This window comes from Microbacterium sp. CH12i (assembly GCF_000685355.1).
Lineage (GTDB): Bacteria > Actinomycetota > Actinomycetes > Actinomycetales > Microbacteriaceae > Microbacterium.
The window spans coordinates 473,749-484,342 of sequence record NZ_JHET01000007.1 but is presented as its reverse complement, the minus strand read 5'-3'; the positions used below and the strand labels follow the sequence as shown (position 1 = coordinate 484,342).

Sequence of the window (10,594 nt, the reverse complement as noted above, 5' to 3'; positions counted from 1 at the left end):
GACCCTGGGTCAACCACCGGGTGCTGTGCTGGGGTGAAGAGTCGGCCACGGGCATCCGTTACCCTCGTCGACCCTCGTGTCTCCGAAGGCAGTCGTGGATCACAGGTGCGAACGTCGACCAGAAGCATGCGTACAGTGGTCGTTCGCGGGTCGGGATTTCACCGCCGATGGCATCATCGAGATCGCAAACGTGCGTGATGGCGACCCGGCACCCGATGGATCAGGGCCGGTGTCGCTTGCTCGCGGCATGGAGATCGGTCACGTCTTCCAGCTCGGCCGCAAATACGCCGAAGCTCTAGGGCTCAAGGTCCTCAACGAGAACGGAAAGCTCGTCACGGTCACGATGGGCTCCTACGGCATCGGCGTCACCCGCATCCTCGCGATCATCGCTGAGCTCAACAACGACGACAAGGGCCTCATCTGGCCGGCATCCGTGTCTCCGTTCGACGTGCACGTCGTCGCAGCAGGTCGCGACCAGGTCGCGTACGACGTCGCTGAGCAGGTCGCGGCGAGGCTCGAAGATGCTCGCCTCGACGTGCTCTACGACGACCGACCCAAGGTCTCGCCGGGTGTGAAGTTCGGCGATGCCGAGCTCGTCGGCGTACCACGCGTGCTCGTTGTTGGACGAGGTGCCGCTGAAGGGCAAGTCGAGCTGTGGGATCGTCGCACAGGAGAGCGCGATGCGCTCTCGGTGGACGAAGCAATCGAGCGGCTGACGCGCTGAGGTTGAGTCACGTCGCAAGCTGAGCTGACATTTCGAGCTGAGTTCGTAGCGCCTGCACGACGTGCTGGGCATCTTTGTCAACTCCTCCGAGCAGCGTCGACGCAATGCAGCTTTGAAACGGCATGCGATGAAGCCCAGTCGCGGTACGTCGGGAGCAATCCCGAGGGGGGCCACGGGGTAGCCGTGTGCGTCGGTGTGGAGATCACGGATGCGGATCCAGTCGAATGAGCCACGGTATCCCGTGCACCAGACGATCGCGTCGACGTCTACGGTGGAACCGGCGATCACCGGAACGCCTCGGACACGGCGTCGACGCGAGGGTGTGACACAACGCCGGCAGTTCGCAGCTGCGTCGGCGAGATCCGCAACAGCGGTGCCCCACGTGACGGGCCCGCAGCAGCCTTTCGCCCAATCGGTGTAGTGCGGCAGAGTAACCTGGACGGCACGAGCCACCACAGCGCCCCGGCATACGTCGTGACCACCCGCGGAATTACGGGCGTTGGCCTCCCAGAGATGATTACATCCCTTCCGGCTTCCGCGAGTTCCAGCGCGATCTCGCGCCCGACGTGCCGAACCCGACGACGAGCACGCGCTGTTCCGGCACGGAATCGGGATTGCGGTAAATATCGGAGTGCAACTGATGGATGCGGGGAACAATATCCTTCGCGAACGTGGGCGTGAAGGGTGTCGAAGTTGCGCCGGTGGCGACGATCACCGCATCCGCGCTCAATGATCCGAGTGGTGTGTCCAGGTGAAATAGCCCACCTGATGAGCGCAGCCCGGTGACAGGTGTGTCGTTACGGATCGGAAGATGGGCTGCGAAGGCCGACAGGTAGCGGGCAGTCTCGTCGCGGGTGGGGAGGTGCGTGCGAGGGAACGACCAGGATGCGCCGTGAAGGCTGGCATATCGCACCGGCGTGAACAGGCTGAGGGAGTCCCAGCGTCGTAGCCACTGGTCGCCAGGTTTCTTCTCGGCGTCGAGGATGACGAAGTCTTCGCCGACTTCGCGTAGGAGATGACCCGCGCTGAGTCCCGCTTGGCCGCCGCCGATGATGACGATTCGGTGATGCGTGATAGTCATCTTGCACCTCAGTCCGATTGGAACTATCATCCAATGAATGGAATCATATTCCAGTAGCCTCGCACAATCAATGACTTCCTTGGAGGAGCCATCTCGACAGCACATGAGCGGCATGCCGCGGCGACTCGGTCACGCATCGTGACCGAGTCGGGTCGACTGATGACCGAAAGTGGATACCAAGGCACGTCGATCGCGCGGATCGCCGCAGCGGCCGGCGTTGCGCCGCAGACTGTCTACAATTCCGTGGGCTCGAAGCGTGACGTTCTCGAAGCGGTCCTTGACCGGGCTGCGGCCGGACCGCAGTCGCCACGAACCGTGCCCGAGTTCATGCAAGAGCGTGGTGAGCATGCCGCGACTGCGGTCGAGTTCGTCGAGCAGATGGCTGACTGGTTTACCGAGGTACATCCTCGACTGATACCGGTGCTTGGCTTGATCCGCGACGCGGCTGCGGTTGATCCGGCGATCGCCGATCTGGAACAAGCCAGAGCAGCACAGCGGCTTCGCAACTACGGTCTCGCGGCAGAAATTCTCGCGCAGAAAACCGGGGCGAGGAACCTTCCTGCCGACCAGGTCGCCGCAAGCCTATGGAGCATCGGACACCCTGAGGTGTTCCGGCAGTTGGAAAAACAGGGATGGACCTCCGAGCACTATCGGGCGTGGGTGGCAACGACCTTGCGGGCGATCCTTGTCGTTGAGTGAGGGCGTCTCCGAAGTGAAGAATTGACCTCGCACTGTGCTCAGGCATGACAGGCTGGGACCATGAGTGACGCACTGCCCTCCGACGCACTGCAAGATGAGATCGCGAATGTCTTGGACCAGAGCGGGATCCGCAAGAACCGGTCGCTGATAGCGAAGATCCTGCACACCGGCATCCGACTCGGGCAGGACGACACCGATCGGCTCGATCTGAAGATCGCTTCTGCGGCCATCGTCGAAATGCGCGATGCGTTCCGACTTTTCCAGCCGTACAGCGACATCCCGAAGGTCACCGTTTTCGGTTCGGCTAGGACACAGCACGACGACCCGCTCTACATCCAGGCACGTGAGGTCGCGGCTGTCCTTGCTGATCGCGGGTGGATGGTTGTCACCGGCGCTGGCCCCGGCATCATGCAGGCGGCTGCAGAGGGCGCGGGGGAACAGATGGCCCTCGGCGTTTCCATTTGTCTTCCGTTCGAAGAGAAGCCGGATGCGGTCGTCGCTGATGACACGCACCGAGTGGAGATGAAGTACTTCTTCACGCGCAAGCTCATGCTCGTCAAAGAATCCACCGGCTTCATCTGCCTGCCCGGCGGGTTCGGCACCATGGATGAGATGTTCGAGCTGCTCACTCTGCAGCAGACCGGCAAAGCAGAGCCGACGCCGATCGTGCTGCTGGATGAGCCGGGCGGTACCTTCTGGCGTGGACTCGAGCGCTTCGTCGTCGAGTCGCTGATCCCGGCTGGCGTCATTTCACCGGATGACTTCGACCGCGTACTGGTCACAGACTCCGCGGATGAAGCAGTTGCCGAGATCACCGGCTTCTGGCGCAACTACGATTCTTTGCGCTGGGTCGACGACGTGCTGGTGCTGCGCCTCAAGAACACGCCGACGGACGCCGAGGTTGCCGACCTCAACACTGCGTTCGCTTCAATTGTCGAGACCGGCCGCATCGAGTCGACCCCCGCGCTTCCTGCTGAGGTGTCGGATCGTGACCGCGTCGAGCTGCCCCGCCTGTCGCTGCGGCTGCGCCAGCGCGAGGTCGGCGGTCTCTACCGACTCATCGACGCTGTCAATGCGCTCGACTCCGCGCGCTGACCACGCCTAACGAAGTCTGCCCCCACCGTGACGGCAGGGGCAGATTTCGTTCACTCAGACGATCAGCCGCGAAGGCGGCGACGCGCCCGGACGGCGATCACACCACCAGCGACGAGAAGCGCACTTCCCAGCGCGAGCATTGTCGTCCAGAAAGCCTGATCCAAGCCGGTGGCCGGGAGCGTACCCTCAGCGTGACCATCCGAGCCTGCTCCAGAGCCCGTGCCTGGTTCTGAACCATTTCCGTTTCCAGAGCCAGGGTCTGTGGGCGGCGGGGTCGCCTCGGCCGCGATCTCAAAGCGTGCCGAAACCGGCGCCGCCATACGCGATCCGAGCGCTTGCGTGATCTGGGCCTCATACGACCCCGCGGCGAGCCCGGTGAGAGTGAGCGTCCAACGACCATTCTCATCCACAGTGGTGACGGGGTCAGCGGCCATTTTTGGGGCAACTGCCGTAGCGGCCGTCGCGGGCACGCTCGGGGCGGTGATTCGGACATCGGCGCCAGGAAGTCCGGTTCCGCTGAAGTCCCCCGATTCGGTTCCGGCCGGCAGCATACCTGTCGGGGCGGACGAGATCGTGAGCCCCTCCAGATCTGCACGCTGAGTCAGCCATTCGTCGGGCGTGGTGGCTCTGTCGATGACGCGTGTCTCGCCGATGCATCCGTTCCAGCCATTGCGAGCCGCGTTATCGACCCAGTCTGCTCCGAGAATCCACGGCATTCCTTCATTCCACGTCATGCCGACTGCGTCTACGGCGTTGCGAAGAACCGGTGCGCCGTCGACGTACATGGTCGTGGTCTGCGTCTCTGGATCATTCACAATCGCGACGTGTGACCAACTGTCGGTCATGATCTCACCCGACCAGTTCACGCGGTCGCCCTTCGTAGCGTCATTGGAGAGCGTAGAGTACTGGAATTCGCGCAGGTTCGAGATGCCGAGTGCTGTAGGGGACGCGGTGTAGTCCCACTGGCTCGGCGGCATGTTTGTCTGTGACCGGTTTCCAGTGCGAACGAGCGCCTTGGACCAGCCATTCTGGGAAGCATCCCAGTTGGCGTCAAGCTTCACAAAAGTCTCGATCGTGTAGCCATCGGTGAGGTCGACATCATTGATCGCCGCATCAGGTGCTGTCGTGAGGTAGCTGTACCGGCTGCCCGAAGAGTCGGCGAAGCAGACCGCCGCCCCATCGGACGAGAAACCGTGCACGTCCTCGCTCTCGATGGTTACATCGGCCCATTCCGCCCCGACCGCGTTGGTTGTGGTCGGATCGACTCGTCGTAGATCATTGTCACCGGCGACGTCGGGAACAACGATGCCGGCGTCAACAACTCCGTCCATTCCGTTGAACCGCCAGTGCGCGACCGTACCCAGGGCTTCGACGTAATCGCGCTCATCGCCGGGCAGTTCGGTGTCGATAGGGTCCGGGCCGTCGAAACCTGTGAGCAGGATCTCCCTGGCGCGTTGTGTGAGAGAGGGCTCGTCTGGCGTTGTTCCCGTGCCGAAGTCGGAGCTGAAACCGGCGAAACGCTCGGCGAAGTCGATGGCGATGCTGTACTGCTGCTGCGGTCCCTCGAGGAATGGCTGGTCGTAGCTGGTCAACGTCTCCTGCGGCTTGGATACAACCCAGGGCGAGGCGGTCTGGGCATTGATCTGCCCGTTCGTCAGATCGAACTCGAGCAGGCCGAGGTAGCCGTCTCCACCCTCGTACGCCATCTGATAGTCGATAAGCACCTCGTGGACTTCGTGCCCGAAGTATTGATCTTCGTCAGCCGGGAGGCGCCATGGAAGTGGCCGTTGAAGGTGAGGAAGATCTGATCGTTGTCGGCGATGAGCTTGTCCCAGAGCATCAGTCCGTACTCAGTCTCGCGGGGGCTTTCGCCGTCAGCTGCGATGTTGAGTACCTCGTGACCGGTGAGAATCACCGGAAGCGTCGGATGCTGAGCCATTACGGAATCGGCCCACGCGAGGGTGGCATCAGAGACGCGCCAGGGGAGCGTGAGCACCATGAACTGCTGCCCCTCAGCCTCGAAGATGTGGTAGCGGCTGAACCCGGTCGGGTCGCTGCCTGATAGGAAGAATCTGCCGCCGCACGGTCCGTTCCGAACCACTTGAGGAACGGTTCCGCAGCCAGATCGTAGTCGGTGTCGACGAGATCGTCGTTGCTGTTGAGCACGTCGTGGTTGCCAGTGACGATTGAATACGGCTGTCCAGCATCCTCAAGGTTGCGCATCGCGTTGTCGGCAGCCTGCCATTCGGCATCCACCGTCACACGATCAACGACGTCACCGACGTGCGCGGTGAAGGGAATGTGGAGTGCCTCCGCATTGTCGGCAATCCATTGCGTCTGAGTCGCGAATGGATCGGTGCCGTAACGGGGCTGGAACTGATCCGCGGAGTACCGCGAGTAGAACTGGGTGTCGGGCAGAACGGCAAGCGTGAAGCGCGAGGCGAGGTCTGACCCATCTGCCTCATCCGTCTGGGCCGCCGCTGGCAGTGCAGAGGCGGCGAGCAAGCCACCGGCGATACCGAGAGTGAGAGCTCCGGCCGTACAGCGTGCAAAAAGCCGTCGACTAAGGGCAGGACGTGAGAGGGGAGGGCGCAACGGGGGATCCTTCGTTTGGGGAGGGAGAAGCAGACGAAAATCAGGCTGCGAAAGCCGCGACGTCGTTGTACCTCGAACACGCTGGCCCGCGTGGGTTGCGAGCGGGTGGACGGCAGACGGACGTCTGATGGCACAGCGGCGACAACGCGACGCTTGCGTCTGGTGCGAGCGCAGACGTTCGAAGTCGGGAGCGGGTATCGTAGTACGGTGCCGCGCGTGCAGGATGCTGCGGCGAGAGCTGAATATGGAGGCCATTATGGACATCGAACTGGGGCTGCTGCGCGGGATCGAGAAGGAGAAGGCAATTCCCTTCAACGAACTCGTCGCAATCATCGAGCAGGCCGTTCTGACGGCATATGGCAAGCATGTCTCCGCAGACGGTGCTATTCCGGCTGGCGTTCGCGTTGAACTTGACCGTAAGACCGGTCACGTAGCTGTTCTCCAGCCGGTGACCGACGAAGAAGGCGCGATCATCGGTGAAGAGGACGCCACGCCCAGCGACTTCGGTCGTATCGGCGCCTTTGCTGCGAAGCAGGTCATCAGCCAGCGCCTGCGTGACATCGCTGACGACGCTGTGCTCGGCGAGTTCAAGGGCAAAGAAGGTGACATCGTTGCCGGTGTCATTCAGCAGGGCCCTAACCCTCGCATGGTCCATGTGGATCTTGGTTCTGTCGAGGCGATCCTGCCTCCCGAAGAGCAGGTTCCCGGCGAAGACTATGCGCACGGTCTGCGCCTTCGCGTCTACGTCACCAGCGTCTCGAAGGGCCTCAAAGGCCCGCAGATCACCGTTTCGCGCACCCACCCGGGTCTGGTGCGCAAGCTGTTCGCACTCGAGGTTCCCGAGATCGCAGCCGGCCTTGTTGAGATCGTCTCGCTCGCCCGCGAAGCCGGTCACCGCACCAAGATCGCGGTGAAAGCCAACGACCCCGCGATCAACGCCAAGGGTTCATGCATCGGCGAGCTCGGGCGTCGCGTACGCGCCGTTACGGAAGAGCTTGCGGCGAGAAGATCGACATCGTCGACTACGACGCTGATCTCGCGACTTTCGTCGCTCATGCACTTTCGCCGGCGAAGGTCACCAGCTCCTTTGTGCTGGACGCAGGCACCAAAGCCGTGCGTGCGCTGGTACCGGACTACCAGCTGTCCCTCGCGATCGGAAAAGAGGGCCAGAACGCTCGCCTTGCCGCGAAGCTGACCGGGGCAAAGATCGACATCCAGCCCGACAGCATCCTCGACTGACCGGTCGGTCGCGGAGTTGCCACACAGCGGCGCGGTGTAAGATGGATCCAGTACGAACATGCGTCGGCTGTCGCATGCGTGCTTCCCGAACTGCTCTTCTCAGAGTGGTGGCTACCCATAGTGTCCTCATCATTGATGAGCGTGCTGCGATGCCGGGGAGGGGCGCGTGGGTGCATCCGACGCAGGAATGCATGGATGCCGCGCTGCGGCGCCACGCTTTCGCACGAGCCCTCCGTGTGTCAGAACCACTGGACGCACAGACCATCGAGAAACGGCTGAATGGCTATGGAAACAAAGTGAACGGCTCGAAATGAGACCCGTCCGCAACTAGTGGTCTGCCCTGCCTGGGTGGACCAACCCAGACAGGAGAATTGTGGCTGCCAAACCACGCGTACACGAGATTGCCGCTGAACTCGGCGTCGACAGTAAGTTCGCACTAGCAAAACTGAAGGAACTCGGCGAGTTCGTCAAGAGTCCTTCATCCACCATCGAGCCCCCAGTGGCTCGCAAGCTTCGTGCTGCCATCGAGGCAGACAGCGCTGCAAAGCCCAAGGTTGAGGAAAAGCCGGCCGCGGCCAAGGCTGCAGGCTCCAAGCCCGCAGCGGCTAAGCCCGGCCCCAAGGCGCCGACCCCCGGCCCCAAGCCCGGTCCGAAGCCGGCTCCTGAGGCGAAGCCCGTCGAAGAAGCTCCGGTTGCAGAAGCTCCGGCGGCACCCGCTCCGGCGGCACCCGTCGAAGCCAAGCCGGCCGAGCCTTCCGCCGACAAGAGCGCACCGACACCCGGTGGCCCTCGCCCCGGTAACAACCCCTTCTCTTCTTCGCAGGGCATGGGCCAGCGTCCAGCCGGCCCGCGTCCGGGCAACAACCCGTTCGCGTCCGCACAGGGCATGGGTCAGCGTCCGACGCCTGGCAACATCCCGCGCCCGCAGGCTCCGCGTCCCGGTGCTCCGCGTCCTGGTGCTCCTCGTACGGGCTCGCCTCGTCCCGGTGCGCCTCGCAGTCCGGGTGCTCGTCCCGGCGGCGCTCCGTTCCAGCAGCGTCCCGGCGCACCCGGTCGCCCCGGCGGCGCAGGTGGTCCCGGTGCCGGTCCTGGCGCACGTCCAGGCGGCGGTTTCGCTGGTCGCCCCGGTGGCGGCGGTGGCCGTGGTCGTGGGCCCGGCGGTGGTACCGCAGGTGCCTTCGGTAAGGGTGGCGGCAAGTCCAAGCAGCGCAAGTCCCGTAGGGCTAAGCGGCAAGAGTTTGAGATGCGGTCTGCACCGGTCGTCGGTGGCGTTAACGTCACCCGTGGCAACGGTGAGACGATCCGCATGCGTCGCGGCGCATCGATCGCAGACTTCGCAGACAAGATCGAGACGCTGACCGGTTACACCGTCCAGCCCGGAACCCTTGTGACGATCCTCTTCAACCTCGGCGAGATGGCCACGGCCACCGAGTCGCTGGATGAGGCGACGTTCGAGGTTCTCGGTGCAGAGCTCGGCTACAAGATTCAGATGGTCTCGCCTGAGGACGAAGATAAAGAGCTCCTCGAGGGCTTCGGTCTCGACCTTGACCGTGAGCTGGAGGAGGAGAGCGAGGACGACCTCGAAATCCGTCCACCGGTGGTCACCGTCATGGGTCACGTCGACCACGGTAAGACCCGTTTGCTTGACGCGATTCGCAAGACCAACGTCATCGACGGTGAAGCCGGAGGCATCACCCAGCACATCGGTGCCTACCAGGTCTGGACCGAGCACGAGGGTCACGACCGCGCAATCACCTTCATTGACACCCCGGGTCACGAGGCGTTCACCGCCATGCGTGCTCGTGGTGCGCAGGTCACTGACCTCGCAATCCTGGTGGTCGCAGCCGACGACGGCATCATGCCGCAGACGGTTGAGGCGCTGAACCACGCCCAGGCTGCCGGTGTTCCGATCGTGGTCGCGGTGAACAAGGTTGACAAGCCGGACGCAAACCCGTCGAAGGTTCGCCAGCAGCTCACCGAGTACGGTCTGGTCGCAGAAGAGTTCGGTGGCGACGTTATGTTCGTCGACGTCTCGGCGCGTCAGGGCACTGGTATCCAGGACCTCCTGGACGCTGTGCTCCTCGTCGCAGATGCTGGCCTTGACCTGACTGCGAATCCGAATAAGTCCGCTCGCGGTGTCGCCATTGAGGCGAAGCTCGACAAGGGTCGCGGTTCGATCGCAACGGTGCTCATCCAGTCCGGAACTCTCCACATCGGTGACTCGATCGTGGCGGGCACGGCCTTCGGCCGCGTTCGCGCCATGCTCGACGAGAACGGCGATGCTGTCGAATACGCAGCACCGTCGCGTCCGGTGCAGGTGCAGGGTCTGAACTCGGTACCGCGCGCCGGTGACGTCTTCATCGTCACTGAAGAAGACCGCATGGCTCGTCAGATCGCTGAGAAGCGTGAAGCCGTCCAGCGTAATGCTCTGCTGGCCAAGGCCCGCAAGCGCATCTCGCTTGAGGACTTCACCCGTGCTCTCGAAGAGGGCAAGGTCGAGACGCTCAACCTCATCATCAAGGGTGACGTGTCTGGTGCCGTTGAGGCGCTGGAAGAGTCGCTGCTCAAGATCGAGGTCGACGACACCGTCCAGCTGCGCATCATCCACCGTGGTGTGGGTGCTGTCACCGAGTCGGATGTGAACCTGGCGACGATCGATAACGCGATCATCGTGGGCTTCAACGTCCGCCCCGACCCCAAGGCCCGTGAGGCTGCGGCGCGTGAGGGTGTGGATGTCCGGTTCTACTCGGTCATCTATGCAGCGATCGACGAGATCGAAAGCTCCCTCAAGGGCATGCTCAAGCCGGAGTTCGAAGAGATCCAGTCGGGTGTCGCAGAGGTCCGCGAGGTGTTCCGCTCCTCGAAGGTCGGCAACATCGCGGGTGTCATCGTCCGCTCGGGTACGATCACGCGCAACGCTAAGGCTCGAATCATCCGCGACGGTGTCGTGCTCGCCGATGGCCTCGCCATCGAGTCGCTGCGCCGCTTCAAGGATGACGTCACTGAAGTTCGTACGGACTACGAGGCTGGTATCGGCCTCGGCAAGTTCAACGACATCCAGATCGGCGACGAGATCGAGACAACAGAAATGATCGAGAAGCCTCGCGGCTGATCTGATCAAATATGAGGGGCGCCTGCGGGCGCCCCTCATTCGTCACACG

At 63.0% G+C, this 10,594-nt stretch carries 8 protein-coding genes and 2 pseudogenes; 6 read left to right on the top strand and 4 right to left on the bottom strand.

What is annotated here, in order from left to right; genetic code table 11:
* Positions 1-724 (top strand): annotated as a pseudogene (locus DC31_RS10790) (His/Gly/Thr/Pro-type tRNA ligase C-terminal domain-containing protein); the annotation flags it as partial.
* Between the two features lie 517 nt (positions 725-1,241).
* Here the strand turns inward: DC31_RS10790 and DC31_RS10785 are convergent.
* A complete protein-coding gene (locus tag DC31_RS10785; protein ID WP_051606742.1) occupies positions 1,242-1,805 on the bottom strand; it encodes an NAD(P)-binding domain-containing protein in 564 nt (187 codons plus the stop codon).
* 159 nt (positions 1,806-1,964) lie between these two features.
* Between DC31_RS10785 and DC31_RS10780 the strand changes: the two genes are divergently transcribed.
* The gene (locus DC31_RS10780; protein WP_152545397.1) at positions 1,965-2,504 is read left to right on the top strand and encodes a TetR family transcriptional regulator; all 540 of its coding nucleotides are present in this window, start codon (positions 1,965-1,967) and stop codon (positions 2,502-2,504) included.
* 60 nt (positions 2,505-2,564) lie between these two features.
* On the top strand, positions 2,565-3,599 hold the full coding sequence (locus DC31_RS10775; RefSeq protein ID WP_036279737.1) for a TIGR00730 family Rossman fold protein: 1,035 nt from the start codon (positions 2,565-2,567) through the stop codon (positions 3,597-3,599).
* A 62-nt stretch (positions 3,600-3,661) separates the two neighbouring features.
* On the opposite strand, the gene DC31_RS18725 is transcribed toward DC31_RS10775, so the two are convergent.
* Genes DC31_RS18725 through DC31_RS18715 form a run of 3 tightly spaced genes read right to left on the bottom strand, consistent with a single transcriptional unit; the run spans position 3,662 to position 6,194 of the window.
* Positions 3,662-5,305, bottom strand: coding sequence for a LamG-like jellyroll fold domain-containing protein (locus DC31_RS18725; RefSeq protein WP_051606737.1), 1,644 nt, complete (start codon positions 5,303-5,305; stop codon positions 3,662-3,664).
* Complete coding sequence (locus tag DC31_RS18720; protein ID WP_051606735.1) at positions 5,254-5,538, bottom strand: hypothetical protein; 285 nt, start codon at positions 5,536-5,538, stop codon at positions 5,254-5,256. Before DC31_RS18720 ends, DC31_RS18725 begins: the two co-directional genes overlap by 52 nt.
* Positions 5,538-6,194, bottom strand: coding sequence for a metallophosphoesterase (locus DC31_RS18715; protein WP_200872899.1), 657 nt, complete (start codon positions 6,192-6,194; stop codon positions 5,538-5,540). The genes DC31_RS18720 and DC31_RS18715 overlap by 1 nt, the downstream gene beginning before the upstream one ends.
* A gap of 256 nt (positions 6,195-6,450) precedes the next feature.
* On the opposite strand from DC31_RS18715, the pseudogene nusA reads away from it, so the two are divergent.
* From nusA to infB, 3 genes and pseudogenes are all read left to right on the top strand, one after another.
* Positions 6,451-7,433, top strand: a pseudogene (gene nusA, locus DC31_RS10765) (transcription termination factor NusA).
* Between the two features lie 41 nt (positions 7,434-7,474).
* Complete coding sequence (locus DC31_RS17645) at positions 7,475-7,747, top strand: YlxR family protein (protein WP_081813803.1); 273 nt, start codon at positions 7,475-7,477, stop codon at positions 7,745-7,747.
* Positions 7,748-7,806: 59 nt separating this feature from the next.
* On the top strand, positions 7,807-10,545 hold the full coding sequence (infB, locus tag DC31_RS10760) for a translation initiation factor IF-2 (RefSeq protein WP_036279735.1): 2,739 nt from the start codon (positions 7,807-7,809) through the stop codon (positions 10,543-10,545).
* The last annotated feature ends 49 nt before the right edge of the window (positions 10,546-10,594 follow it).

What these genes read in the sequence shown, in the direction of transcription:
- DC31_RS10780 (WP_152545397.1), top strand. Translation starts at nt 1,965, where the DNA reads ATGACCGAAAGTGGATACCAAGGCACGTCGATCGCGCGGATCGCCGCA.
- DC31_RS10785 (WP_051606742.1), bottom strand. Translation starts at nt 1,805, where the DNA reads ATGACTATCACGCATCACCGAATCGTCATCATCGGCGGCGGCCAAGCG.
- DC31_RS10775 (WP_036279737.1), top strand. Translation starts at nt 2,565, where the DNA reads ATGAGTGACGCACTGCCCTCCGACGCACTGCAAGATGAGATCGCGAAT.
- DC31_RS18720 (WP_051606735.1), bottom strand. Translation starts at nt 5,538, where the DNA reads ATGGCTCAGCATCCGACGCTTCCGGTGATTCTCACCGGTCACGAGGTA.
- DC31_RS18725 (WP_051606737.1), bottom strand. Translation starts at nt 5,305, where the DNA reads ATGGCGTACGAGGGTGGAGACGGCTACCTCGGCCTGCTCGAGTTCGAT.
- DC31_RS17645 (WP_081813803.1), top strand. Translation starts at nt 7,475, where the DNA reads ATGGATCCAGTACGAACATGCGTCGGCTGTCGCATGCGTGCTTCCCGA.